Below are 25,494 nucleotides of genomic sequence, written 5' to 3'. Positions count from 1 at the left end.
CTTTACTTCAGAAGGCTTAAAGGAGGCAACAATCTTGACCCAATCTTTAGCTTTTCCGCCAATTTTATATTTACCCTGTTTTGACTATCAAGTACATCGCCAGCGCCCCCAACAACTGCTATATCAATTAAGTCTATTAGGCTTCAACGTCATTTATTGTAATGTGACACAGGATAAGAAAAACCCATTTGTGATTCTGAATGATCATTTTGCGGTTTGCCAAGATCCAGATGCCATTAACAAAAATCACGAATATGTGATGTGGCTTACGCACGGTCCTTTTGTCGAGCAACTTCCAAAGTATAAGATTAATATGGTTGTCAGTGATATTGCCGACATAAGCGCAGAAGAGTTCGCTCCTCTCGAGGTCTGGGAGAAACGCAAGATTGATGCTGCTGATATCGTACTCTGCGCCTCTCAAATCATCTACGATGCAACCGTACAGAAGCATTCCAATGTTATGCTCATCCGAAATGCAGCCGATTATGAGCACTTTGCGCAAGTTCTAGACAAGGATCAATCTCTTCTGCATGATGAAATTGAAGCCCGAAAGCTATGCCTGAACACAGCACCTGTTGTCGGATTCTGGGGTGCTGTCGCCTCGTGGGTGGACTACGAATTGATTGCCTATTTAGCAAAGGAAAGACCGAATTACTCTTTTGTTTTTGTTGGGGAGATCTTCTGTCATGGACCCGAGCAGATAGGCAAGCTTCCCAATGTTCATTGGCTCGGAAATAGAGATTATGAAAGCTTACCCGCCTTTGCCAGACAGTTCGATGCAGCAATTATCCCCTTTCAAATCCGGAAAGTTACAGAAGCGGCGAACCCAGTTAAGCTTTATGAATACCTGGCAGCAGGACTTCCAATCATCAGCACGGATTTACCCGAGGTCAGACCCTTTGACGAAGTTCGAATCGGTCGGTCTCCTTCCCATTTTCTACAGCAGCTGGACGAAGCAATACGATTTGACCGTTCACCTGAGAAGCGCCAGATTCGTCAAAATCAAGCCAAGCGCGAAAGTTGGCGGGCAAGAGCGCAACTCGTCGCCGATCAAATGCTATCTAAATATATGGAGAAGCAAAAATAACTCCGGTCTTTCGGGATCATCCCGAAACCGGAGTTTTTCATTATAAAACTTATGCTCATTTAACTGAACCAAGCGTCACTAGTAAATAACCGGGGAAAAACTCCCTTTCTTTATCATTCAGCTCGCTATACCATTCAATTGCGCTTTGCTTTATGATCTCAGCCCCTGGAATATAGTCAAGAAAATCCATACTTTGAATAAATCCGATGTTCCTTTCTTCTTCCACTTCAATATCCGCCAGTTCGAACTCTTGCTTAAGTGAATCTACTGGAATTTCAGTGCCGTACCTCCACGTATGATTGGCTTCGGCGTATGCTTTACCTATTCGATAGGGTAATGAACGAGAATAAGGAACAAGTACTAGGACCTTGCCACCCGGCTTTGTCACCCTAGCCATTTCCTTCAGAATGTTAACCTTTTCCTCTAAGCTAAAATGTTCCAGTACACCCGCGCTCCAACAAAGATCGTGCGTATTCGCTTCAATCGGCATTTTACGTATATCAGCGAGAACGAATTCACCATGCTGATCCTTTTGTTTGAATGCCATCCGTGATTGTTCCAACGCTTGTGCCGAGTAGTCTACAAGGGTCACAGCAGCTCCATCCATGGCTAATCGCAAAGAGATTTTACCTGTTCCTGAACCAGCCTCACATATTTGTTGATCTCTCAGTGGCCCAATCTTTTCTGTCAAGAAGTTGAAAATCACTTCACTCAAAGGATCCCACTGATAAGAGATCTCTCTGGACCACAGTTGATCCCATACTTGTTTTTGAGCTTCCTCCTCTTGCGTCGGAAGGGTGAAATCATGTCCTGCCGATATGACCCTCTTATTTAAGTCGAAGCTTTCCGTTAATATATCCCGCCATTTTCGCTTCCATATTTGTTTGTCGAACGCTTGTGCCGTATGGCGTGCATTCGCACCCAATTGTTCTCGCACATCTTTATTCTCAATTAGTGAGCAAATGGCTTGAAACAATCTCTCTTCTGTAGGTGTCACCAATAATCCGTTAAACCCATCAATGATTAGATCGTTCAATCCCCCGACATTCGCTGAAACGAGAGGAACACCACAGCTTAGCGCCTCCAAGCAGGAGTAAGAAGTCCCTTCGGAGAAAATGGTCGGGATAACGGCGATATCCGCTTTCCAATACGCCTGTGGCATCAGATCGAATGAATAAGCCTTGTGGGTGATCCGATCCTGATTAGGGTGATATTGCATCCATAGATCGAACGCCTTTGTAATTAAACTATCTTCGATCGTCGCTCCTGCAAATTCTATCGTCACCTGATCATATGTCTCCAACAACCGATCCGCAACCAACATCATGGGAACAATTCCTCTTTCAATACTAATGCGGCGTGGATAAAGGATATGAATATTTTCTTTATCCTCTTCTTCAATCGATACGGTAAAATGAGCTGTATCCACGGAATTGGGTAATAAAAGCACTTTGTCTGCATTTGAATAAGAGCACACGGAACGACAGAAGGAAAGGAAGTGCGAATCCACCGAAACAATACGTTTCAATTTCTTCAGCGCGTTTTGCACATTGCTAGCCACATCGGATTTATGATCAACGGATGCGGCATGATGATCCCAGTTTATTCCATGACATATTCCAATGCTCCCTTCCTTATAATCAATCGGCTGCCAGATGAAGCTTGCATAAATGAGCAAGCCCTTCGCTTCTGCAGACATCAGGTTAAAAACATCTACGATATTTCTGTCTGTACAATCATAACCAATCACCCTTATACCGTTCACTTCTGTCTGAAATGATCCACAATACGATAATTGATAAATGACAGGAATTAGTCCGAGTTCCTTAATCGTTTCAGATAAATCGTATAAATAGCGTTCTAAACCACCGCCATATATCTTATCAATTTTGCCATTGTAGGCATCTAGGAAACTATGCGTCAATATCCCAATTTCTCTCATTGCAATTCCTCTTTCCATTCCACAAGCGTAGGATTTTCATCTAAAATGGAACGATAGTGATCTAAGCTGCCCCATTCCCCTTTTGGATCGCGCTCCATATAGCGTAAGTATTTACGGTAGCGTTCCTCTTTTGAAACCGCCCATCCGAAATGTTTGACCCTCAGTTCTGCCAGAAATCCCGGCAATGCGGAATAGGATAAAGGGAGACGTGGAACATGATGATCCATAGGAGGATTATAATAATAATAATCGGGCATATAACGAACAAGAGTGCGTGTATGCCGGCGATGAATCCCCCAAAGAGTGTCATCTCTGTAGTGTGTTATCCCACCCCAAAAATCAAAAAAACGAAAACCTACCCAGTCGTATCGATCTTGATTAATTAGTTCCCGCATATGTGTTTTAGCCTTATCTTCGTAAAATTCATCAGCATCAACAGAAAGCAACCAATCAGGCTCCGACGAGCACGCAAAGCGCCATAAGTATTCCCGCAACTCCCACTCCCGTTGAAATTTCGACTCCTGTAAAACAACTAATTTTTTTACTTTCGGAAATGAGCGGCACAGCTTTACTGTATCATCCGTACTCGCATCATCGACAATGACGATATCATCAACAAACTCACTTAAATCCTTTAACACATCTTCCAAAAAACGATCTGCCTCGTTATGGACCTGCATCATCGCTGTAAGACGGTTTCCTGTAGATTTACGTACAGGGATGTTGTTCACTGAAACTCCCCCCCCACTGCTTGCTCTAAGGACACTATTTCATTCAAATTTGTAAGTACGTTCCAATCTTCAACCGATGCCCGCAGAAAAGTACGAATCGCCAAGTGGTGTTTGTTGTGAATTAGTTGGATATTCCCCCGAATAACTTCCGCTGTGACCCGATTCTCATCGGACAGACCATAGTTATCAAATAAAGCCAAAGCATCCTTCCAGCGGTAAGTGTGAAGATAATATTGAAGCTTCATCGTCGCGGCTTGGAGCGAATTCTTAGCCCCCATATCTTCAAGCACTTTTATAGCTGAGCGATAGTCATCATTCGCTCTAAATATTTCTGCCTGAATAAGCCTCCATTCCCCCTGCTCTTGCCAGTTCCTGATGTTCTCCATACTCTTCCTTTCCTCATCCGTTATAGCTGTGATTTCGTAAGTACGAACTGCTTTCTCCAAACTCCCTGCTTTGACTTCGATCGCCGAAAAAAATCTGAAATGGGTATTTAAGCATTGCGAATACTCTTTCTTTATCATTTGTTCGAATGATATACCCAGATACAACTTAGCGGAAACATCTCCTAAAAAATAGAGATATGAAGCTAGCAAATAACAAATTGTTTCGTGAGGTCCTTGTTGTTCATGTAACGATTGATAGAATCGCTTACGCTCTTCCCATTGTTTTGTAACCCATTGTTCCAATAGCTCTCCTTTCAACATGGATATTATGGCACTCCGAACTAATTCCTCAGAATCTCTCAGCAAGAATACTCTTTCCCATTGAAGAGTCTGTTCTAGGTAAGTTCTTTCAGATTCTGTAATAATCATGTCCGAATATGAGGCCAACAGTCCTGTATATTTATCCCATAAAGTTAAATTTTCGAGCTCTGAGCGCAGTGGTATGCATGCAATGATTCTTAGCGGCTGGAAAGCAAGCACATGTTGTAACGCATAAGGCGAGGAGACTATAGCGGTATATTTTTGGGAATCAAGCGAAGCCAATTCAGACAAGGAAAGGAATCTTGTGTTTTCATCTATGGCTCCTTTTTCATCCATTCGGCGAATGAAAATAATTTCTTCTTTATCAGGCAATATGTTGAGTAATTTATTGTGATTGAATCCTGCATGACCAAACACGAGATAGTTCATTATCACGCCTCCAAATAAAACAAATCATTAAATAAGTATATGTGCATAATAAGTAAATAATTTAATGTTTATACCTAAATATATAGTTCAAACTAAACCATATTCGAGATACAAATCTTTGGATTGGGTGCTTTAAATTCTTACCAAAAATATTGAATATTTGTGTCATTCCTCTAATACTATCAAATGAGAGATGTATATTTTGAAAGAGGTGTTTTATATGAGTTTGGTTAGAGTAACAATTGAGTATAACGGTGGAGTTAACACGTATGAATGTAACGCATTTATCGGCACGTCTATAAAACGAAAAGCAGAAACTCAAGCAGAAACCCCTGAAGTTGAAACAATAAAAGCAGGAATCATTGAAGGAACCGATATGGCAATAGTAGTAATGAGTTCAATTGTCGGAGCGCAGTTTGCATTAGCAAATGATTCAAATTTGACTCCTTTACAGCAGCAAGCAATGCTACTTAAAGCCATTCAGAATGGACTAGATATAGAAAAAACAGTTCAAGGATTTCAAAAAAATACAACAGCTCATTAACTTAAAAAAGCTTATTTAATTAAGTCGTCAAAATTTGCCCATCTACTCCATACCTTGGGTATCCTTCGCTCAATAAAATTTCGTATATGTGTGGTTTTGATTATAATTGTTCACGTAGCATTTTAATCCTTATTAAAACCTCTTTAGCTTCATGCCCGTAACAGACTACATCCCCCTGCAGTGAAGAAGGAATAAACTCTTTGTAGTATTCAATCCAGCGAGACAAAGTGGTCTTTTTCACACCTAGATAAGCCATAAGCTCATATTTTCGAAGATAAGATTTCACATTGAATCACCTGCTTTCTACCTTTAATTTATGCGGGAATTATAAATTCATGTTCCACCCAATTAAAGCCATTCATATTATCGAGTAAAGCAAAGTGCTTATTTCTAAAATCCTTGTACGATATGAGGAGGAATAAACTTTGGTTATACAAAGCAATAATGAAGCTTTATTGCTATCTGATGAGATCTTACGCAATTTTGAATTAAGCGAGTTACCAATACAGAATATTCTTTTGAAATGTTTGAGACTGGCTCGCTTAACAAATGATTTTGAAGGAGTAGATTGGCTCAGACAAGAAGCAAGTGGCTTGGATACTGACCGTGAAGGATTCCTAACAGCAGCGGCTTGGACGGCGATAGAAAAATCCGGAAGACGCTATTTTATAGATGACCCGAATAATAAAGATCAAAATCAAAAACCAAAGAAAGTAGAACAAGCCTTCACTGAATCAATTGCAGTCATGGAGGCTACCGTGAGTTCCGGAAGAGCAAGAATGAAGGTGGCATATGATCGCGATGTCTCACTTTCTTCTAGTTCCCAACTTACAGCATCACAAGGAAATACTGCGGAGCGTAGCAGAATTCAACATCAAATTCAAACAAGCATGGAGAGAATTGAAACAATTAAAGCACGATTATATCAGTATGTATTAGATCGTAATTATGAATTGAGGTTGGGCGAGATCACGGAGGATATTTTTTCGCGGAACCGTTTGATTGTTGACACAGCATTAAAGGATATTTGCCCAGAACCATTTCAGAAATTTATTTCAGTTTATGAGAATATAAAATTAGAAGATGATCAGAATTGCGAAAATGTTGCTCGCACATGCCGAAGACTAATTAAGGAAGTTGCCGAATCTCTATCCCCGCCATTGGCTGCCCCAACTGAAGTTTCTGGAAAATTAATGAACATCGGAGAAGATCAGTACATCAATCGCCTCATCCAATACATTGACAGCAAATCATCCAGTGAAAAGATTAAATCTATTGTTGGGTCTCATTTGAAACTCATAGGTGAAACGTTGGATAACGTTAATGAAACTGCTAACAAAAGGATAAATGCAGAAGTGACATTGCAAGAAGTGGAAAGGTGTATTATCTATACCTATTTGGTGTTCAACTATGTCTTATCACTATAAACTCATACTTAAATAAACATTTAATAGGCCAAATCTATTTAAAAGGATTTAACATAAAAAATCCACCTTTTCGGCGGCATTGGTTGATAATGTATTCCATATTTAAATATTGTTACTCTGGAAGAAGCCCGTTTTTCTTAGACTGTTCAAAGAGTAGGATAATAGGCTTGTCCGTATCTAACACAAAAAAGAGCAACTTCAAGCAATCTCGAAGTTGCTGAGTGGCCAATATACCTGCTATCATTGTATGCATGAATACTGGTAAGAGTGAATCCAATTTCCTATGTTTTTTTGAATACTGAGGAAAATAACTTACAGGTTGTTCGTTTCAGAGGATCCCCTTCCCTTTACAATGTCCCTCTGAGTTGTTTCTTACCGTTCTCGAGCCCCAATAGGAATTGTCTACCGCGGTGATCTGCTCTCAAATCGTCTTCGAAATTATGGTCTTGATTTTATAAATCCTGCAACTGTTGTTGGGAAACGAGGGGCTGCAGTTTTCTTGCACGGCTTCCTGATCGAAGCATGAGGATCAACTGATTATAATAATTGTTAGATGTCACAACAAACCGCATTTCCTTGCTCAAAACGGTTGCGCAATAGATGTGACGTGAAATATCTAGGTATCTAGCCGCGACTCCCTCCAGATTGCATCCATCTCTTCCAGTTTATTTTTTCTACCGGCTACATAAAGTTTTTGTGCAATAGACAGGCTGCTCGAAAGCAAAAGGCCACTACGAGTAGCGTTTTTTTAATGTGAGAGAGTTTCAGCAGAGTTATCGCTGCTGTTTTATTGTGATTTTATTGTTTTACTTTTATTGATTCTCATCCGCATCACTTTTCTGTATGTGCATATTGTGTTGGATAATTAAAAATTAATGTCCCTTCATTTTGCCTATAGCTTCTTCTGTGCTCCAGGAACCACTGCTAAGAATACCGAAATTCACTTTACCAGCATTATAAGCATCAAAACCAGGAGCTCCAGTAGCATCAAAGATTACGGCTACTTCAAATCCTTGCTCCACAAGTTCTCGCATATGTGAGTCCACACAAATGTTCGAATTCATACCAGCTAACAAAACTTTACTCATTCCCCGTTTGCGCAATTGAAGTACAAGATCGTTAGTTTCAGGACCGAATATTTTATGTGGACTTGTTATAATCGTTTTACCATCTTCAATGTATGGCTTATACAAGTCATAAAAATCAGCCTGCGATGATTTCGGAACTGCTGTTTGGGGACCATCAACATTAAACATCATTAAGTCATGCATCATTTTTTCACCGGCGCTTAGTATTTCCCATTTGTGATCATGCGGATAATAGTAATGTGGTGAAATAAAAACTTGATAGTTTTGTTCCTTCGCAGTTTTAAAAACCAAATCAAGATTTTTAATTGTATTAACTTCATTTAGAACATCTTTCGTTAATTCATACCCTGAGCCAGTTGGACTCAAAAAAGCATTTTGCGGATCAGTTACGACAACAGCTGTAGTTTTGTAATCAATATTCATTTTTCATCCTCCTGTAAAGCTGCATATTTTTATTTTATGGAATTCTCCAAGAAAATAACTCTTTCACCACATAGCTTCAATTAATGTAACCCCAACAAAGAAAAAGCATTCATGCAAGGTATATGCATCAAATGCTTTACTCCTAAATTGCGAATGCCAAATTAAGAATGCCCATTTCATTTATAAACAGAAGTAGTGCTGTAGTGAATTCAACCGAGATCTACGCAGTCCCTCCCGAAGTCGGCTGAGAAGGGCTTTTTTCATAAAAACAGGCAAACTTCGTATATATAAATTCAATTCTGACGGTGGCTGTAGTTCGTGAATAATAGTCCTCCATCCTTGTCATCTTCTTATTTTCCTAAAGTAAACTAGACACAACATGCTTAGAGGAATAAGTATGCTTGGTAAGATAATTGAAAATGGTAGAATGGATAGATCATAAGCAATGAGCTCCGCTGAATTGACAGCACTTTTACTTGAGACAACTAAAAAGATTGCACCTACAGGCAAATAGAGTGCCTTTATATCTCGCAATTTAAACATTCGCCCTATTATTTTTACAAATACGTATTGGACAACGATAATCTCGAAGAGTGTTAGAACTGTCCAAATACTAATAATCATAATTTCAATTCGCTCAATGTATTCTCCAAGTTTAACCATTTGAATGGAAGAAAAAAATGGAAATGATGCTGTTTTAAACATATTGTCACCAAGGCTGCCAAACGAAAGATAAGTTGACATGAGCAAATATATGCAAGAGGAAACGATTGCGATTGAACAACTTTTATATAGCTTTTTGTGAACTGTAACCTCAGAGAAGACAAAAGCGATGACTCCTGCTTTACCGAAGGGAAAACCAAACGATATCATTGCACAGTATAATATCAATGGAAAAGGATGCTGAAACTGAGGCAACAAAGGGTTATCCTCAACGTCTTGATAAATTAAAAATCCAATGATCAAGATGGCCACAATGAAAAATGGCAAAATGAGTACTATGGATCTAGAAATGGTGCCAAGCCCAAGAAAAGCAGCGTAAGTCGTCACACATAAAACAAGCCCCATGATCAACATTGGAGAAGTATTTGGCAGAATAGCAGTGTTATAAAACAACGAAATAGAGCGTAAAGACAATACACCAAGGCCTATCATACCCATGAGATAAAACACTAGCACAAACTTCCCTAACCATTTACCAAATAAAGCTTCAATTATGTCACTAAAATTCAAATTTGGAAATTGGCTTTGGACATATGTAAACACTTTAAGTATCAGAAGCACAGCAAGCATCGCCGTAACATTTGCCATCCAAACATCATGCATAATTACTTTTGCTTCTAACAAATAAAGGGTTGAGAAGCCAGACATGAATGCGAAACAAAGAAATCCGAGCTGGAATGGCGATATTTTTTCAAATTTCACAATGGGTATTCCTCCGGAACAATGTTTACCTTACGCTCCACGTATTCGGCAATTGGCTTGTAAAGCCACTTATTTATGGAACTAGGCGTTGGAATTTGGTCACCAATAGAAGGTATGAAATACATACCCGCGATTAGGGATAACATACAAAGTACAGCTGCTTCACGTCGAAGTTTCTTCTTCCATAAACTTGTAGCTTTCCAAACGCAGTAAAGGAGAATAAATATAATCGTCAAATAATCATTCATTTTACACCTCCAAGTACTTGGCTCATTCCAACCGTTGGAATTTTAACGTCCACGTGTACACGAATTGGAATTTTAGGATAGATGTCAGTTATCCATGTTTTCTCCATCCCTCTCCACTCGTTTGGATGATATTTACTAATAAAATCAGAAAATCCAATAACATCTACCTTTAGGTCGTGTTGAAACCGATTTAGGCTATCTTTGATACGCTGCTCGATTTGTCGACTGGAAGACTGTTCAATAGCTTGAAGTGTGACAGGATCTGGTAAATTTAAGTACTTATCGAGACTAGTTATAGATCCTATTAATCCTATTTTAATCACGATTAGGGGTTTCCCCTCCTCCTGAATTAACGCCATAGACCGCTTGCTTACCTTCATTCTCATTCCTAAATTGGCCGATTTATATGACACATATTCCGAAAATTCAAGATCACGCCAATATTTCTTATTGACGATAATGTTGATTGAAAGAACATCCGTTCCTGATATCCATTGTGTAAGCCTCCCCTGTTGAATGACAGAACCACCGCTAAGTAGAAGTACTTCACGTGAACTACCGATTGGCTTCATTTTGCTTAGTCTTCCAGTTACAAATCCGCGATAAGGATTTGTGTAATAGTTTACGACATCTTTAACGGTAATAGATAGGCTTTTTCCCCATAGATGCTCATTTTTGATTTTACCAACCATTTCATTCGAGATAAGATCTTTGGTTTCTGCCTTGGTTCTCATCATTTCGCTAGCACTTCCTTGGCTTATAATTACATAACTGGATAGCCGAATATCTCGCGTCCGAGTCATAAAGTCCACAATTTCGTAGATCGAATTCCTTGCCGCGCTCTCGCCAATAAGAAAAAACTTATCATGTTGCCAGACCAGCACTTTACCAGCGCGACTACGTAAATTGCGTGCAGCCTCGAAAATAGACTTGCCTGATGAAGTAGCGACCCACTCTAATTTTTTGTCTGAGTTTCCAGAACTGTTCGTTGAAGCGTCAATACAGTTGATGGTAAAAATGAACATTTGTTTTTCTTTGTCATAATCAATTGCTGTCAACATGACAAGCGCAATATCGCTTATTTCGCGAATGTCCGAAGAACACCCCACTAGAAATGTCATCATCAAGAACATCAGCAGTGCACGTTTAAACTTCTTCATCATGTTCGGATCCTTTCGCAGCAACAGCAGAAGCTTGCATTTTCGAAAACTTACGAAGCTTGATTGGAAGTAATACAAAGTGGCTTAGGAAATCCCGCCAGTGCTTAGGTTCAGGCGTAGGTATAAATAATGTACCAAATGACCTTAGCGAACATAAATGTAGAACAAGCGCGAACATACTGAGCGAAATGCCGAGTACACCGGTGCAAGCAGCGATAAACATAAGTGGAAAACGGAGCAATCTTAGGGTAATAGCAGTATTAAAAGACGGGATTGTAAACGACGCAATTCCAGTCACTGCCACGATGATTACCATGGATCTCGACACGATGCCTGATTGAACAGCGGCTTCCCCGATAATGAGCGCTCCAACGATACTGATAGATTGACCTACTGTTTGTGGTAGCCTTACACTTGCTTCCCTTAAAATTTCAAATGCAATTTCCATAATTAGGGCTTCAAGAATTGTAGGAAATGGGATGCCTGATTTAGCCGAAAGAAATGTCAGCATAAGTGGTGTTGGGATCATCTCGAGATGGAAAGTAGATAAAGCAATGTAGACTGACGGAAGAAACAAGGACACGAAAAGCGTTATTATACGCAAACCACGAAGGAAATCCGCAAAATAAAACTTTTCGTACAGGTCCTCACTTGGGTGTAGAAAATCTGTAAACATAGCGGGCGCTAAAAGAACATTCGGACTACCGTCCGTTAAAATCGCTACTTTACCTTGATTTAAGGCAGTTGCAACTCGGTCTGGTCTTTCCGTGTTCTGTATTTGGGAAAATGGTGAGTAGACACTATCCTGTATCCATTCCTCAATCTGAGCACTGTCTACAACAACATTTAGACATACAGATTCTAGCCTTGACTCTATTTCATGTAATACACTAAGATTTACTTGATTTTCAAGATAAAGCACCATGATATTAGTTCGGCTTTCTTGACCCACTATAAAAGTCTTCGACTTAAGTTGAGGAGTTTTCAAACGTCTATAAATTAGTCCAGCATTAGTATCCAAATCCTCTATAAAACCTGCACGAGGTCCTCGGACATTTACCTCCATCATTGGCTCTTTAATGGATCTCTTTCCGAATCCAGGAAGACTCATTCCAAAGGCTTGAATTTGGTTTTCAGCGAACAAAACAATCCCAGCGTCCGTGATGATTCGCACCGCATCTTCTAAATTGGGTACCACTCGTGTAATGCCTTGATCCTTGGCGGCATCAATAAGCGAAATCGTTGAAGCTTCTTCCCATTGGATACGCTGGCCAATACGCGGAAGAATAAGTTGTTGCAGCCACTCCGTGTCTATTAAGACTTTTAGATAAGCAATCGCTCCAAACGGTTCTTCCCCATCCCTTTCAAAATAATGAAAGGTAAGCTGTTCGTTGTTCCCGAACAAGTTCCTTAGCGCCTCAATATTATGGATTACCGAAAGTGAGATTGTCTGTTCTTCATTATCCATAACTAACAATTCTCCCTTTCTTAAACGTCATACTCGATGGAATTATCCCCCAATTATATCCTTATTATTCAAATAAAATTACACCTCCTCGTGAACAAGTCTAAGGCAGAAGTATCGTCTCTGTTGACACAGTAAAGCGTTTCCCGATTGTTTAGGAGGGACGTTTTGCTTTTCTCTTCATTTATGACTTTGAATACTCCGCCAATGTTTTAGAATCCCTAAGCAATAACAAAAATAAAAACGGAACCCCTTTGAAGCAAATTATTCATGGCAACAACTAATTGTTGAACACCTCGCGATGATACTTAATATTCAAGTAAAATAGGCTTCTAACTACGACACTTATGATATTCCTGGAATAAATTATTAAGGGCTTCTATAATTACTCCCCTTACCACTTTTACCGCTCCAACCCGGTAATGTGGTTCTTTTTGTGCTCTTCAATATTCAGCCTTGTATGCAATTTCATGCTCTTACTCAGTTGAAAAATATCCAGAGAAGTTTAAGCTAACACGATGAGGGAAACAATTAAGAAAAATATATCGTATTTGTAGGTGGAAAAATGACAAAAGATCAATTACATGATATGCAGGAATCGCATGCACTTTTTGAATATCAACTATGGATAAATGAAAGTCTGTTTACTTGGACTTGGTGGTTTTTACTTGGAATGATCATTATCCCTTGGATCGTTCTCATAAAACTTATAGACCGCAAACGAGCGCCAATTATTTGGTTTTTTGGATTAATCGTGCTGATTATTTCAATTATTACAGACGAATTTGGTGCAGACTTTGGTATTTGGATCTATCCTACAAAATTAATACCGTACTCTATTTTCGAGTTACCTTTTGATTTTTCGATCGTACCCGTAGCTCAAATGTTGATTTTTCAATATTTTTCGACTTGGAAAACATTTTCCGTTGCATTATTCTTGCAAGCTCTTATTTTTGCATTTATTGGCGAACCGTATTCTATCTGGCTTGATGCTGTTGCTTATTATGGTTGGAACTTCTATTATTCGTTCATTTTCTATATGTTGACCGGAACTCTTACTAGAGCATTCGTCCTAAAGTGGATTCCAAAAAAAATCAATTAAACCTTATATTTTCAAAATTTAAGCTAATGACTTGAATAATTCAATTCGACAAATTTTCAAAGCGTTGATTTTTTTATTATTGAATGTTGGATGAATAATATTCATGTTAACGATGCCATACGTTTCGATATCCAAGGGTTCCATACAGAAGCACTCAATGTTATCAAAATACAACCCACCTGTGCTATGCCGGCTTTTACAGCATGAGCGCATGGGATTCCTTTGCTTGTGCAAAATCACAAGCACCATGCCCACAGGCAGTTCAGTACTTCATAACCGCAGGGTTGGTTGGGACTTTTGGTGTTATTCACTCCAGTTTCTTTCCATATTCTGTAATACTTAGCAGATTATCAATGATCATATTAATGCTGTTAGCTTCGAGTATTTATAAAAATAAATTCCTTACTATCACCCAACAAGGAAAAAGCCCAAAAGAGTAATCATTTCCTTCGGGCTTTTTTTGATTTAATTAGATTTTTAATATCTGAATTAATTTGATCAAAGATTTGGCGATGGATCCACTCATCATCATCAATATCTATATGTGACGCTTTCAATTTGACAACTTTTTTTGGCACCAGGCAATTTACTGATCTAATAGCTCCACTCCATGTTTTTAAGTATACTTCATTAATATTCTGCGCCCCAGGTACATTCTGATATCCGCATGAAATACCATTTTGGGGTGAAGTACAAGGAATACTACCTATGCCTGTGCATGGTTCCCCACCATTTATGCCATTCTTCTGATACCAATTAATCACTTTTGATCCTATTGGCACAGCGTTTGGAGACATAATATTGGAAGCACCATAAACAGGATCAATAAGCCCGATAAAATCCGGTTTAACAGCAGTAACTCTTGATAACTTAGATGCTGCCCAACCACCTAATGAGTGGCCTATGATTGCTAAATAACTTGGTTTATTGGTCCTGGAATTAATTCCTTTTTTTAAATCACTCATTAAAGGAGCACCAAAAGGATCACTATCTCTGTTTTTATTCCAACTTATTTGAAAAATATTATTTGAGGGTACTCCCAATGTTGCAAGCCTAGTACGGAGTGTATTTCTTAAACTTGTCATTCCGTTAGGACCAGATACGCCTCCACCCCGACCACTAATACAAGCAATGACTACATTCTCAGCAACATTATTCTCTTCTGGTTCAAAACATAATACGGTTTCTATTCTACTATCATTAAATTCAACTGTTCCATAATCAGTGCGCCCAGGGGGAATAGGAAGAAATATTCTTTTTCCTGTAATAGACGTTGGGGTAACAACATCTTTCCTAATATAAAAAATTATAAAGTTATTATCTGGTTCCCGTAACTCCATAAAAACCCAATTTAGTTCACAATCAGAAATTTTATTATAGATTTCTTCGGGACTGTACTTATTTGTGAGAGATTTCGATTTCCTTAGTCTAACTCGAGGACTTAATAGTGGATTACTTTTTCCATGGCGCTTACGCTTGTTCATTAATTTTTTCAATGCTTTTCGCAATCTTTAACGGTCAGATGCTTATCATATGTTCTAAACTTTTTGTAAGAATGATGAAATTGCGGAAGTTTTATTATTTTCAGGTAATAAGAAAAGCCCGGGGGAACAATTTTCACTTTTTATAAAAATTGATCAGATTAATAATCCAATATAATGACTGACCATGATTAAGAAAATGGAAGAAAAATTAAAATACTTTAAGTTGTACTCTAAAACTATCACCATTCCTATTAATCTACATATTTATGTAGTATCAATAATAAGGAGTGGGTAAAATGATTCAAAATATACTAACCATTAACGAAGATTTTGAAGATGATACAACTGCCCCGTGGCTATCTAGAAACACTAGGCTAATTACTGTACAATCTAATACTGGTAAAAAGCATATACGATTTCAAGCCCCAGTAAGAGGAAGCGAGACATCTTATCTAGCTCAACGAGTAACACTAGTTCCAAATCATGCATATAAAATTACCTTCTTTGCCAAATCAAAATCAAATACCGGAAAGCTAAGAGTAAGTCTAGTTGGTTCTTTTGATCCAGGAACATTAATCCCTATTAAAAAAATACCTTCTAGTTATAGAAGATTTACTGTGATCATTCCAGCATTTGCAATAGGAGAGAAAACAGATTTTGATTTAGAATTTCGTATAATTAACAGTAGTACCACAAGCATAATCTTAGATCTCGATACTGTTTCTTTGACTCAACTCTAATCCTTGGATCCGGAAGCATTTCAGTCGGAAAAAGTTATTAAACTTAAGGAACAAAGTTGGTAACTTGAAGTTACAACACCGCGAAGTATCTTCAAATACTTTCATGATGAAAAAAGACAATACAAGAACTTGATTCTTTTACAGGTACTTATATCAATCGGGTATATTAACACTTTGTTCTAAGTTGACATTTTAAACCTACGGATACAATTAAAAAACGCCTCACCCTTATCGTGGGTAAAGCGTTTTTGTCTTTTCATGAAAATTATTTCTTATAAGCCGTTGCCGCCCTCATCTCTTGGTGAGATGGCATTAAAATGCAATGGCCTATTAGTAATATATTAAAATAAATTTAATTTGACATAGGCTGCTGTGTATTCCAAAAGAATAACACGAAAAATCCACCTTTCGTACGACGAGGACAAAAAGGTGGTCAGAGGTTGAGTTTGACAATAATAATATATTCCTGTTTTTTTAAACGTTTCTCTGCAAGAAGCCCATTTTTGTTAAACAGTTCCAAGCAGCATCATAAAACACATGACTTCAAAATGCGTACTCAAAGCGGCGGCGTTTTTTTTCCCAATTGCATCCAGCCTTCCTTCGAAGGACCATATATCGCAGGTATAGGCAAACCAGCTTGACGCATAAGAATTGTAATTTGTCCTCTATGATGAATAATGTGTTTAATCAATCCCATAAAAATGGTAGCACTCGATTCCATTCTCCCGAATGAATTTTGTATTTGTTTTAATGAATCATCTGTCCACTGCTCCTTAAGGGCTATCACTACATTAGAACTTATTGTTTTAAAGTTTTTAGCTATTTCATTCGCAGAGGGTACTTCGTCTGAATTTTGCACCTTATCTAACGGAAGTCTAAACTCAGTTAAATAATCAGGGATATTCGTTACAAAATGCCACGCAATTCTCCCCAACGTTCGGCCGTCAGGATACACTTTCTGTATCAGCGCTTCATCTGTCAAACTGTCTAAAATTATCTGGGTTAAAGCTGCTTCATTTTTCCATTCTGTAATAAAATTCTCAACTGTGCTATACATCTTTAATCATCCCCTTGTTGCTTTAATAATGAAACCTAATTACTGCCTATTCCCGTCATTTTGTTGAGCAAGAAAATCATTCACAACTTGATAAAAACCATCTAAATCATCAGAGTGAACACCATGTCCACATTCGTCGAAAACTACAAGCTTAGTGTTAGGTCTTCGAATTTCCATCTGTTCTGCTTGTTTGATGTCAAGAAAAAAGCTTTTTTTACCATGAATCAGTAAAATAGGACATTTAGAAGATGACCAATCTTCCCACCAAACCCCATTTGATTGTGGTACGGAAACTTGAAGCCCCTTTATATCTGTACGGAACCCCCATCCCCGTTCATCCTCGAACACGCTTTCTGAAAAATAATCAATTGCTCGAAGCCCTACACTTCCAAGTGAATCTCTTAGTTCTTTTAAGGAAGCCGATCGATATGGAAGCTTATCGGCAAATGAAAAGTCCGCGTTTATTTCCGCACCGATATCCTCAACGATAATAGCCTCGACCCATTCAGGATAACGAGCCGCGAATTGATAAGCATTCAACCCACCTAGCGAATGCCCCAGTAGCGTTACAGGTTGTCCCCCGAGTTCATTTTGAATCAAGTTTAATAAGTCATTGATGTAATCATTTCTTGCGTACTCCATACCAGAAGGATGTTCACTCCAACCGTGTCCACGCTGATCTACAGCTATAACCCGCCAATCTTTAAATTTGACAGCCAGCTCCGAAAATGTTCTCGCATTAGCCATATAACCATGTAACATAACAAGCACTTTATTTCTTTCTCCACCAAAGTCAAGGTAGGAAAGCTCAAGATTATCTGATTTAAAATATTTTCTTATTGCCGGAATACTATCGTGCAAAATCTCCATCGTTATTCTCTCCCTTTATATAATAATCTTCTTAAAAACGAATTAGTGATCCATACTTTCGGAACGTAATGTAGGTGTCCCTATCACGCCTTGTTTCCTTCCGTATAAACAAGCAAACAAGGCGGAAAGCGCCATAAATAGAGCGCTGGATGTTACGCCAAATTCCAAACCGTATCGCTCGACAACCCAGCCTCCAACCAAGGGACCAATAATTTGCCCAGCTGCAAAAAAAGCGGTGGCTACGCTAAGGCATACCGCATAGATGCTACTTGGTGCATAACGGCGAAGAAGGGCGGTCGTCATCAACGGTGGGGTAATAAATGAAACCAACCCAATAATTACTGCGCCTAATGAAGTAAGGAGAATACGATTTGTGGTTACTCCTAATACACCAATCGTACCTAATGCTAACCCAAATGCAAGCGTATACCCGCTCGGCCATCGGTCAATGGCTCTGCCTCCAATCCAACCGTTGAATAAACCTGCAGATCCGATACCTGACCAAATTAGTCCAGCATAGATGGACGGAATTCCTTTATTCACAAGATAGGGAACCAAAAAAGTGAAATAAATGATATATCCCCAACCAAAGAAGAAATAAGATCCGAGTAAAAATAAAAATTTATTTGGACTAAACATGAGTCTGTATACACTCACTTGTTCTTGTTCCCGTGAATTCGATTCAAGTTGTGTGAATAGGGTACTCTCAAATCTTTCCTTTCTTGTTACCAACTCAAAGCCCACTGTACTAAGAATACCGAATATGCCCATAGCCAGCCAAGCATAGCGCCATCCATCCAAATGAGCAGGCTCTATGATATATGGTGCGAATAAGCCTGTAACTAGAATACCGGCAGATCCACCTAACCATATTAGACCTGAAGCTATTCCTCGTTCAGAGGGTTGAACGGCGTCCGTAGCAATAGACAAGACCAACACCGTTGCCAAAGCTGAAAAAAAACCAATCATGAACCGCCATAGTCCTAGTTGAATGAAGTAATCACTAGACGAAGAGCCTATCATGGCCAATCCAAGAAACAAACAAGAAATTCTATTGATTACATGCTTTTTATGCTGAATACGGGAAATAAATAGCGGTATATAGAGGGTTCCAAGCAAATAACCTATAAAATTGACGGTTGCTAGTATGCCTAATTCAGCGTAGCTTCCCCCTATCTCCCTTTGAATCCCTGGTAAGAACAATCCATAGGATAGCCGCGAAAATCCAAGGATTAAAGCAAATAATAGTGATGCCCATAAAGTGATCCAATTGAATGCCGATTTATAACCTAACCCCATAGCATCCCTCCTGCCTAAAAATTGTTCTTGTAACTATTGTAAGTTGGCATCAAAGTTTTGTAAAATTGAATTATCTGAATTAATTGTTCATATTTATTAAACTAAAGGATGAGGAACATGGATCTGCGAGCATTAACAACATTTGAAGCGATTTTGCGTCTTGGAAGCTTTCAGAAAGCTGCTGAAGAACTCCAATTTGCCCCCTCTACAGTAACACTTCAAATTCAGCGTCTTGAAGCTGATCTTGGGGTCACTTTATTCGTTCGTGATGGCAAACGCATGGTTGCTTCTGAAGCCGGCCGATGGCTCTACCAGGAAGCATCTGCTTTGCTGAAAAAAATAGGATCCATGAGACAAACGATCTCAGATTTCGGTACGGGGGATGGCGGAGCCATTCGTTTTGCCGCTATTGAACCTATCGCGAGTCAAACGATAGCGACTATCGTAGCTGATTTTTGTAAACTTCGTCCGCTAGTGCAGTTATCTATGGAGATTAGCGGTAGTAAATCTATCGCAGAAAGAGTTCGATCCGGTGAATTGGATTTCGGTATATGCGCATCTCCATCAGTAAACCTCATGTTGGAGTTTGAGCCGCTTATTGAAGAAAAATTGGGGGTATTGATGAGAACTGATCACCCAATGGCTAATCAAACTTGCTTCGAAGTGAACGACCTTGCCGGACTAACCATTCTGCTTAAAGAGCAAACCTGTATTTATAGAGAAATATCAGAAAAAATATTATGTCAAACTGGCCAAAATCCTTCTTTTGGTATAGAGGTGGGAAGTTTTTCGGTGATTCGGCAAATGGTCAAAGCTGGTCTCGGTATCGGAATTATTCCTATGTATAAAGGTTTGGAACTAGAAAGAACCTTGGTCATCAGACCTTTTGTTGATATAGATCCCACTGTCGCAATTGGCCTGGTTTATAAAGATAGCAACATCTTGGGAAGGGCATCATTATTATTAATGAATGCCTTAAGGGAGGTTAAAAAACAAAAATGATTTTCATTAGTGGTCGTTCATGGCTATGAGCACCTTAATTTCATTGAACTAACGTTCCCCCCCTACTAGCTGGTTTACTTTAACGAAAGCAGGGAACAGCAAAAGATAATTGATTAATTCTTCCATCTCAGTAGAATGCATGTTGTAATCTCCTTGCTTTTGTTTATTGATCTCACACTGGCCAGCATTTAGGACCTATAAATGAGTCCTGGGCAAGTTTACTACTCCGCTATTATCTCCGCAGTGGGATCGAGCAAGCGGCAGTCCCATCCCATCCCATCCCATCCTCACCTTAGGCATAGGCACTAAACTGACTGGGTAAGACGTCACTTTCGCACCATCCCCTCTGGGCGAAGGTTGATTCGATTTAAACAAAGCGCCGGACAAACCTTGACGATAGTGAGTAATAGATTGAAGCACAAAACAATTATAAAAACCAGAAATCTAGAGCATTCTTTTGTTCTAAATTTCTGGTTTTTATTCAGAGATATTCACAAAACAAAAAAAATTATTAACATTTTTGTAAGTCTAGTGCATAAATAAAAAACCGGAACCCCTTCAGGTCCCGGCCCTCATCCTATCCAACCTCACTCAACTTCCCATCCTGAAAATGCACAACCCGCTTCGCCTGCTGAGCAATCGCCAGATCATGCGTAATCAAAACAATCGTCCTCCCCTGCTCATTCAACCTCTTAAAAATCTCCAAAATCTCAACACCCGTCTTCGAATCCAGCGCTCCCGTCGGCTCATCCGCCAGAATAATTGCCGGATCTCCCACCAATGTTCGAGCAATCGCAACTCGCTGCTGCTGGCCACCTGACAGCTCCGAAGGCAAATGCCTTCTGCGTTCCACTAAGTCCACCGCTTCCAATGCCTGCATGACAAGCGGCTCCCTTTCACGCCGACTCATACCTCGGTAAATGAGCGGCAGCTCCACATTCTCATACGCATTCAGCCGAGGCAGCAGGTTAAAATTCTGGAAGATGAATCCGATCTTCCGATTCCTTATTTCAGCTAACTGTGCATCCTGGAGCCGATTAATGGCCTTTCCGTCCAGCACATAATCCCCGCGATCTGCTAGATCCAAACATCCGAGTATGTTCATCAGCGTCGACTTCCCCGACCCGGACGGACCCATGATCGCCACGAACTCGCCGTGATCGATATCTAATGAAACATCATCCAGCGCACGAACAGTTTCCCCGCCCATCACATAGCTCTTACTCACATGCTCAATCTGGATTAAGGTCATCCTCTTCGCCTCCATTATCTGAAAACAAATAAATGAAGTATGCGATTCATTAGATACGCTCGACCAACCTTACCGCTTCGCCTTATAAAACTCGTGATACAGCTTCATGAGCGCCCGCTTCTCAATCCGTGACACGTAGCTTCGGCTAATGCCCAGCTCCTTCGCTATCTCCCGATGCGTCCGCTCTTCCCCGCCTAGCTCCAACCCGAACCGCCCGACGACGACTTCCTTCTCGCGATCATCCAAAATCTCTAAGTTCCGATAAATCTTGCTCTTCTCTATTTTGAGCTGCACTTTATCTACGACATCGTCAGCTTCCGTACCGAGGATGTCAATCAAAGTGATTTCATTCCCCTCTTTGTCCGTTCCGATGGGATCATGCAGAGATACATCTTTCCTCGTCTTCTTAAGTGAGCGAAGTTGCATAAGTATTTCGTTCTCGATACAACGCGCCGCAAATGTTGCCAGCTTTGTCCCTTTGTTCGGGGAGAACGACTCAATGGCTTTGATCAAGCCGATCGTTCCGATGGAGATCAAGTCCTCCAAATCTTCTCCGGTGTTGTCGAATTTTTTGATAATGCGAACACATGCACTTCTGTCTTAATATTATTTACTCTTACAATTGGCTAAGTTTTGATAAATGCATTAATTTTAATTGCCACCCCTCCTTCTTACGGTTTTCCTTTTGTATTGTCATTAATGTATATCTTCTTTTCACATCGATAACTTTTCTAAACTTATGTATCTCTTGTTTCCGAATGAAGCCCCTAGCTGAAAATTCAAGGATTTTTATACTGTCTGCTCTAGCAGTTCTCAGTACAGTTTCAATCCCTAACTCGTCAAAAACTTTATCTGTTCTGTAGGTTAAAGGTGATTCTATAATCGAGAGTACACCGTGATCAAATGAATGTTTCTTGGATTTTTTCCATTCAGTTGAGAATTGTGCTTTTATCCTCTCCTTCTCCCAATTTATTTTTAGCAATGAGTACTTCTCATAAGCTTCTTTCCAGAGTGCAACTTTTTCTAACATACTGGTTTGTTCTAGATTGTAATCAAATAACTCATTAGTTTCTAGGTTATAGTTCTTTCCTGGGGAAAATTTCAAATATGATTCTCTTGGATATTGAAGGTCTTTTAATCTTGTTTTTTCCTCAGGCATTAGTTCATCTTGTCTAATGAAAGTAATAAATTGTAAAAGCCCTACATCATTAAGTAATATATTTATCTCCCTCTGATTATAGGAATATTGTTTGATAGTCTCGAACTCGCCAACAACTCCGATCTCCTTCCATACTATACGTTTTAAATTTAATTCATCTTGCTCAGTTCTAATCATATTTTTTAATACCCTTAACTTCTCCTTTTCACATTTAAGTTTCATATATAAACCTTCATGAATAAATTTTTTTATTTCTGCTAAGCCCATTATTCTCCATCCCTTTCTATAAGCTTAAGTCTTGCAAATTATTTTGATAAACCAATTATGCTTTGTTGTATCTTAGAAATCGTAGCTTCTTTAAAATAATATCGTTTTCTCCCATCTTTCATATGTAATATAAAATCTGCCGCGATGCCTTGCTCGTGAATTATTTTCCATAACCTTTTTTCACCTATCTTTAATCTCTTCATTACATCTTGAAAGAAGAATCCAACATGTTCTTGTCTTTTTCTTTTTATTAACTCTAAACAGGCTTTTATCTCGCATTCTTCATAATAATTATCTGCCAGAGTATAACCCTGAGTTGTTCGTATTGGCTTAAGATATCCAGATAATGTAAACCTAATAATATCTACTATTGTTAGATGACATGTCGAATATTTAGTAAGCGCATCATAAAAATTAATAGAGGATTGGTTAACTTCTGTCACAATTCTGCCCAAGCAGCAATCTACTAACTTTCTTACCTCTTCGATCTGAAATTTATTAATTGGCGAGTTAGTAGATTGAATTGGTGTTAAATAACCTGGATCTACAATTTTAGAAATTGAGTGTGAATTAACTCCTAAAATTAATCCAACCTCCTTTCTTGATAGGAGGGCCTGCCTATTATTCAAGTATTTCTCAAGTGTTTTTTTATCTATCAGATACCTTGATTGTCCATCTATTATATTTGTTTCGAGCTGCAACTCCTGGTTATTATTTAGTGCATGAATTTTGTCATAGGCAATTCCCGATATTGCTCTTACTTCTTCTCTTCGAATCATTGTTCTTTTATCTAACAAATCTGGATCTTTCTTAAATATTGAAAAATCCCTTCTAACACGCCCTCTATTGACTTGTTCTATAAAAAATGAATTATATGCCTCATGGATATTAAAAAATATTTGATCACTAAATAGTTCTTCAAATTTTTTCAATCTCTCGTATCTGGATTTTCCTTTACTACGAGATAAGAAATCATTAAGCATTATATAAAAGTGATTTGGATAATCCGAGAACATCCAATGTACATTTGCCAAAGCAACTGCTAAATTATATCCGCTTTTTTCTCCTTTTGATCTATTATAGAAAAGCATTAAGATTTTATCTGAGGAAGTTGTGTAGTTTTGCGCTCCATTAAGCAAATGAAAGCTATGGAAAGCCAGTTTCATAAAATGAATAATGTTAAATCTCTGAATTACAGATATCTCTTTAACCCATAACCCTTGAATTAGCAGTATTTGCGACTCTAAGAAATTACTATTATCAATACGCAATTCATTAATGTTACTGTAATCAAATAAACATTTGACGCATTTTCGTTTTATAAACGAAGTCATGTCAATTACAGTTCCACACTGTGGGCACTGATCTACTAGTTTGACCTTATGTTTTAAACATATACAAATCGGCAGTATTTGCCATGTAGTTCGATGATAATACTTCTCCTGAATACATATAGGACAAAATTTCGTTTTATTTTTCATTATAATTTTTGAATATAGATCAAACCCAAAATAATCAAGTAATTTGTAGCCATTGCTAGTTTCATAATAAACTTGTTCATTTCCATTCAGGCTCGTGAGCTTTCTTATTGCAATATGATCAAACTCGTTATTGTGCGCTTGATATGTAGTTAAACCTAGATACTCACTAAGAAAAGAGGTATTAGGGTAATAGTTTCGGTATGACAATCTATAAAGAAACCCCGAAAGGCTTTCATCTCTATACATACTAAGTTGATTTTTTAGGTGTTTTAATTGAGTACTGTTACTAATCATTTTTTAGCTCTCTTACGTTTTTTCAATTGATGCTTTAAAAACCTAATCTTCTCCTGATAATTACTTATATCCCGCTCATCCAAGACTTTTTCTTTATTGATTTTATAAGCTATCGTAAGACTGCTATCTTTCAACAAAACTAGAATATACTCGTCATCATAACTGTCAACATAAATAGAAATTTCATTAGAGATTATTTCACCTGGTAGATACCACTGCTCTTTAATCGCAATACTACATGTATAGAACTCACCATTAAAAAACAGTCCGTTTTCAGTTATCACAGCTTTTTCCAGTGGAAATAAATCAAATAACTTTTCCACGATCAACACCTCCTATTAATCTATTAATATTAATATCACCAAAAAGAAGATTAATAATACATATAAGTAGTAATTTATATATAATACTATGTTTCTTCACGTGTTTGACAACATATATCTTGTCTACACTTCAATTAGAGGTGTAGCTAATGGCAGATCCTACATTAAGATTAATTGGTGAACGTATACGAGACTTAAGGAAACAAAGAGGACTTTCACAGGAGCAATTAGGTGAGTTGGCTGACTTTCACTATACTTATATTGGTGGAGTAGAGCGCGCGGAAAAAAATATCTCAGTTCTAAATCTTGCTAAAATAGCGATTGCCCTCAATGTTGGACTTTATGATTTATTTGAATACACAAGGCTTAATAGCCGTACCAAAGATAAATCCGATGATTTAGAACATATTGTTAATCTTTTACTTTCCTTAAACTCAAGTGAAGTTAAAAAAGTAAAGAACATTCTAATGGAAATGTATGATTAAGAG

At 38.4% G+C, this 25,494-nt stretch carries 24 protein-coding genes and 1 pseudogene; 7 read left to right on the top strand and 18 right to left on the bottom strand.

What is annotated here, in order from left to right; all coding sequences use genetic code 11:
• The first annotated feature begins 34 nt into the window (after positions 1 to 34).
• A complete protein-coding gene (locus AC3WTJ_RS11065) occupies positions 35 to 1,087 on the top strand; it encodes a glycosyltransferase (RefSeq protein ID WP_492521761.1) in 1,053 nt (350 codons plus the stop codon).
• A gap of 55 nt (positions 1,088 to 1,142) precedes the next feature.
• Here the strand turns inward: AC3WTJ_RS11065 and AC3WTJ_RS11060 are convergent, their stop codons facing one another.
• The 3 genes from AC3WTJ_RS11060 to AC3WTJ_RS11050 are packed head-to-tail and all read right to left on the bottom strand — an operon-like array spanning position 1,143 to position 4,896.
• Positions 1,143 to 3,029 carry a glycosyltransferase gene (locus tag AC3WTJ_RS11060; RefSeq protein ID WP_492521760.1) on the bottom strand — a complete coding sequence of 629 codons (1,887 nt, stop codon included), beginning with the start codon at positions 3,027 to 3,029 and terminating at the stop codon, positions 1,143 to 1,145.
• Complete coding sequence (locus AC3WTJ_RS11055) at positions 3,026 to 3,760, bottom strand: glycosyltransferase (RefSeq protein WP_492521759.1); 735 nt, start codon at positions 3,758 to 3,760, stop codon at positions 3,026 to 3,028. The genes AC3WTJ_RS11060 and AC3WTJ_RS11055 overlap by 4 nt, the downstream gene beginning before the upstream one ends.
• The gene (locus tag AC3WTJ_RS11050) at positions 3,757 to 4,896 is read right to left on the bottom strand and encodes a hypothetical protein (RefSeq protein ID WP_492521758.1); all 1,140 of its coding nucleotides are present in this window, start codon (positions 4,894 to 4,896) and stop codon (positions 3,757 to 3,759) included. Before AC3WTJ_RS11050 ends, AC3WTJ_RS11055 begins: the two co-directional genes overlap by 4 nt.
• A 220-nt stretch (positions 4,897 to 5,116) precedes the next feature.
• Here AC3WTJ_RS11050 and AC3WTJ_RS11045 point away from each other — a divergent pair, with 220 nt between their 5' ends.
• On the top strand, positions 5,117 to 5,440 hold the full coding sequence (locus tag AC3WTJ_RS11045; RefSeq protein WP_157325502.1) for a hypothetical protein: 324 nt from the start codon (positions 5,117 to 5,119) through the stop codon (positions 5,438 to 5,440).
• A gap of 100 nt (positions 5,441 to 5,540) precedes the next feature.
• Here the strand turns inward: AC3WTJ_RS11045 and AC3WTJ_RS11040 are convergent, their stop codons facing one another.
• Positions 5,541 to 5,726: a hypothetical protein gene (locus AC3WTJ_RS11040; RefSeq protein WP_492521757.1), complete on the bottom strand. Its 186-nt coding sequence runs from the start codon at positions 5,724 to 5,726 to the stop codon at positions 5,541 to 5,543.
• A 139-nt stretch (positions 5,727 to 5,865) separates the two neighbouring features.
• Here AC3WTJ_RS11040 and AC3WTJ_RS11035 point away from each other — a divergent pair, with 139 nt between their 5' ends.
• On the top strand, positions 5,866 to 6,867 hold the full coding sequence (locus AC3WTJ_RS11035) for an AbiTii domain-containing protein (RefSeq protein ID WP_492521756.1): 1,002 nt from the start codon (positions 5,866 to 5,868) through the stop codon (positions 6,865 to 6,867).
• 872 nt (positions 6,868 to 7,739) lie between these two features.
• Here the strand turns inward: AC3WTJ_RS11035 and AC3WTJ_RS11030 are convergent.
• The 5 genes from AC3WTJ_RS11030 to AC3WTJ_RS11010 form a co-directional block, all read right to left on the bottom strand.
• A complete protein-coding gene (locus AC3WTJ_RS11030; RefSeq protein ID WP_492521755.1) occupies positions 7,740 to 8,378 on the bottom strand; it encodes an isochorismatase family protein in 639 nt (212 codons plus the stop codon).
• Positions 8,379 to 8,720: 342 nt separating this feature from the next.
• Positions 8,721 to 9,803 (bottom strand): GerAB/ArcD/ProY family transporter, encoded by a 1,083-nt coding sequence (locus AC3WTJ_RS11025; RefSeq protein WP_492521754.1) that lies wholly within the window; start codon positions 9,801 to 9,803, stop codon positions 8,721 to 8,723.
• Entirely contained in the window at positions 9,800 to 10,051 is a 252-nt protein-coding gene (locus AC3WTJ_RS11020; RefSeq protein WP_157325512.1) for a hypothetical protein, read from the bottom strand. Before AC3WTJ_RS11020 ends, AC3WTJ_RS11025 begins: the two co-directional genes overlap by 4 nt.
• Entirely contained in the window at positions 10,048 to 11,214 is a 1,167-nt protein-coding gene (locus AC3WTJ_RS11015; protein WP_492521753.1) for a Ger(x)C family spore germination protein, read from the bottom strand. Before AC3WTJ_RS11015 ends, AC3WTJ_RS11020 begins: the two co-directional genes overlap by 4 nt.
• Positions 11,198 to 12,679 (bottom strand): spore germination protein, encoded by a 1,482-nt coding sequence (locus tag AC3WTJ_RS11010; protein WP_492521752.1) that lies wholly within the window; start codon positions 12,677 to 12,679, stop codon positions 11,198 to 11,200. Before AC3WTJ_RS11010 ends, AC3WTJ_RS11015 begins: the two co-directional genes overlap by 17 nt.
• Before the next feature lie 562 nt (positions 12,680 to 13,241).
• Here AC3WTJ_RS11010 and AC3WTJ_RS11005 point away from each other — a divergent pair.
• Positions 13,242 to 13,778, top strand: a complete 537-nt coding sequence (locus AC3WTJ_RS11005) for a CBO0543 family protein (protein WP_492521751.1) — start codon at positions 13,242 to 13,244, stop codon at positions 13,776 to 13,778.
• 440 nt (positions 13,779 to 14,218) lie between these two features.
• Here the strand turns inward: AC3WTJ_RS11005 and AC3WTJ_RS11000 are convergent, their stop codons facing one another.
• On the bottom strand, positions 14,219 to 15,274 hold the full coding sequence (locus tag AC3WTJ_RS11000; protein WP_492521750.1) for a hypothetical protein: 1,056 nt from the start codon (positions 15,272 to 15,274) through the stop codon (positions 14,219 to 14,221).
• 284 nt (positions 15,275 to 15,558) lie between these two features.
• Here AC3WTJ_RS11000 and AC3WTJ_RS10995 point away from each other — a divergent pair, with 284 nt between their 5' ends.
• Entirely contained in the window at positions 15,559 to 16,002 is a 444-nt protein-coding gene (locus AC3WTJ_RS10995; protein WP_157325524.1) for a carbohydrate binding domain-containing protein, read from the top strand.
• A gap of 556 nt (positions 16,003 to 16,558) precedes the next feature.
• Here AC3WTJ_RS10995 and AC3WTJ_RS10990 read toward each other — a convergent pair.
• From AC3WTJ_RS10990 to AC3WTJ_RS10980, 3 genes are read right to left on the bottom strand one after another with little or no spacing between them, the layout of a single operon-like run.
• Entirely contained in the window at positions 16,559 to 17,059 is a 501-nt protein-coding gene (locus tag AC3WTJ_RS10990) for a DinB family protein (RefSeq protein ID WP_492521749.1), read from the bottom strand.
• A 39-nt stretch (positions 17,060 to 17,098) separates the two neighbouring features.
• The gene (locus AC3WTJ_RS10985) at positions 17,099 to 17,929 is read right to left on the bottom strand and encodes an alpha/beta fold hydrolase (protein ID WP_492521748.1); all 831 of its coding nucleotides are present in this window, start codon (positions 17,927 to 17,929) and stop codon (positions 17,099 to 17,101) included.
• 42 nt (positions 17,930 to 17,971) lie between these two features.
• A complete protein-coding gene (locus AC3WTJ_RS10980; protein WP_492521747.1) occupies positions 17,972 to 19,228 on the bottom strand; it encodes a YbfB/YjiJ family MFS transporter in 1,257 nt (418 codons plus the stop codon).
• A gap of 117 nt (positions 19,229 to 19,345) precedes the next feature.
• Here AC3WTJ_RS10980 and AC3WTJ_RS10975 point away from each other — a divergent pair, with 117 nt between their 5' ends.
• Positions 19,346 to 20,230, top strand: a complete 885-nt coding sequence (locus tag AC3WTJ_RS10975; RefSeq protein WP_492521746.1) for a LysR family transcriptional regulator — start codon at positions 19,346 to 19,348, stop codon at positions 20,228 to 20,230.
• 577 nt (positions 20,231 to 20,807) lie between these two features.
• Here the strand turns inward: AC3WTJ_RS10975 and AC3WTJ_RS10970 are convergent.
• The 5 genes and pseudogenes from AC3WTJ_RS10970 to AC3WTJ_RS10950 form a co-directional block, all read right to left on the bottom strand.
• Positions 20,808 to 21,482 carry an ABC transporter ATP-binding protein gene (locus AC3WTJ_RS10970; RefSeq protein ID WP_492521745.1) on the bottom strand — a complete coding sequence of 225 codons (675 nt, stop codon included), beginning with the start codon at positions 21,480 to 21,482 and terminating at the stop codon, positions 20,808 to 20,810.
• Between the two features lie 69 nt (positions 21,483 to 21,551).
• A pseudogene (gene sigK, locus AC3WTJ_RS10965) lies at positions 21,552 to 22,061 on the bottom strand (RNA polymerase sporulation sigma factor SigK); the annotation flags it as partial.
• Between the two features lie 37 nt (positions 22,062 to 22,098).
• Positions 22,099 to 22,908, bottom strand: coding sequence for a hypothetical protein (locus AC3WTJ_RS10960; RefSeq protein ID WP_492521744.1), 810 nt, complete (start codon positions 22,906 to 22,908; stop codon positions 22,099 to 22,101).
• A 38-nt stretch (positions 22,909 to 22,946) separates the two neighbouring features.
• Positions 22,947 to 24,683, bottom strand: coding sequence for a TniQ family protein (locus tag AC3WTJ_RS10955; protein ID WP_492521743.1), 1,737 nt, complete (start codon positions 24,681 to 24,683; stop codon positions 22,947 to 22,949).
• Positions 24,680 to 25,006, bottom strand: coding sequence for a hypothetical protein (locus AC3WTJ_RS10950; protein ID WP_492521742.1), 327 nt, complete (start codon positions 25,004 to 25,006; stop codon positions 24,680 to 24,682). The genes AC3WTJ_RS10955 and AC3WTJ_RS10950 overlap by 4 nt, the downstream gene beginning before the upstream one ends.
• A 149-nt stretch (positions 25,007 to 25,155) precedes the next feature.
• Between AC3WTJ_RS10950 and AC3WTJ_RS10945 the strand changes: the two genes are divergently transcribed.
• Positions 25,156 to 25,491, top strand: coding sequence for a helix-turn-helix domain-containing protein (locus AC3WTJ_RS10945; protein ID WP_492521741.1), 336 nt, complete (start codon positions 25,156 to 25,158; stop codon positions 25,489 to 25,491).
• Positions 25,492 to 25,494: the final 3 nt, after the last annotated feature.

Source organism: Paenibacillus sp. FW101-FHT12H11 (assembly GCF_058790355.1).
Note: the sequence above shows the minus strand (reverse complement) of the source record. Positions and strands in the feature narration are given on the sequence as shown.

Excerpts from the sequence above, each read along its gene's own strand:
- AC3WTJ_RS11060 (WP_492521760.1), bottom strand. The coding sequence starts at position 3,029 with ATGAGAGAAATTGGGATATTGACGCATAGTTTCCTAGATGCCTACAAT.
- AC3WTJ_RS11050 (WP_492521758.1), bottom strand. The coding sequence starts at position 4,896 with ATGAACTATCTCGTGTTTGGTCATGCAGGATTCAATCACAATAAATTA.
- AC3WTJ_RS11045 (WP_157325502.1), top strand. The coding sequence starts at position 5,117 with ATGAGTTTGGTTAGAGTAACAATTGAGTATAACGGTGGAGTTAACACG.
- AC3WTJ_RS11030 (WP_492521755.1), bottom strand. The coding sequence starts at position 8,378 with ATGAATATTGATTACAAAACTACAGCTGTTGTCGTAACTGATCCGCAA.
- AC3WTJ_RS11020 (WP_157325512.1), bottom strand. The coding sequence starts at position 10,051 with ATGAATGATTATTTGACGATTATATTTATTCTCCTTTACTGCGTTTGG.
- AC3WTJ_RS11015 (WP_492521753.1), bottom strand. The coding sequence starts at position 11,214 with ATGATGAAGAAGTTTAAACGTGCACTGCTGATGTTCTTGATGATGACA.
- AC3WTJ_RS11010 (WP_492521752.1), bottom strand. The coding sequence starts at position 12,679 with ATGGATAATGAAGAACAGACAATCTCACTTTCGGTAATCCATAATATT.
- AC3WTJ_RS11005 (WP_492521751.1), top strand. The coding sequence starts at position 13,242 with ATGACAAAAGATCAATTACATGATATGCAGGAATCGCATGCACTTTTT.
- AC3WTJ_RS10995 (WP_157325524.1), top strand. The coding sequence starts at position 15,559 with ATGATTCAAAATATACTAACCATTAACGAAGATTTTGAAGATGATACA.
- AC3WTJ_RS10990 (WP_492521749.1), bottom strand. The coding sequence starts at position 17,059 with ATGTATAGCACAGTTGAGAATTTTATTACAGAATGGAAAAATGAAGCA.
- AC3WTJ_RS10985 (WP_492521748.1), bottom strand. The coding sequence starts at position 17,929 with ATGGAGATTTTGCACGATAGTATTCCGGCAATAAGAAAATATTTTAAA.
- AC3WTJ_RS10980 (WP_492521747.1), bottom strand. The coding sequence starts at position 19,228 with ATGGGGTTAGGTTATAAATCGGCATTCAATTGGATCACTTTATGGGCA.
- AC3WTJ_RS10975 (WP_492521746.1), top strand. The coding sequence starts at position 19,346 with ATGGATCTGCGAGCATTAACAACATTTGAAGCGATTTTGCGTCTTGGA.
- AC3WTJ_RS10970 (WP_492521745.1), bottom strand. The coding sequence starts at position 21,482 with ATGACCTTAATCCAGATTGAGCATGTGAGTAAGAGCTATGTGATGGGC.
- AC3WTJ_RS10960 (WP_492521744.1), bottom strand. The coding sequence starts at position 22,908 with ATGGGCTTAGCAGAAATAAAAAAATTTATTCATGAAGGTTTATATATG.
- AC3WTJ_RS10955 (WP_492521743.1), bottom strand. The coding sequence starts at position 24,683 with ATGATTAGTAACAGTACTCAATTAAAACACCTAAAAAATCAACTTAGT.
- AC3WTJ_RS10945 (WP_492521741.1), top strand. The coding sequence starts at position 25,156 with ATGGCAGATCCTACATTAAGATTAATTGGTGAACGTATACGAGACTTA.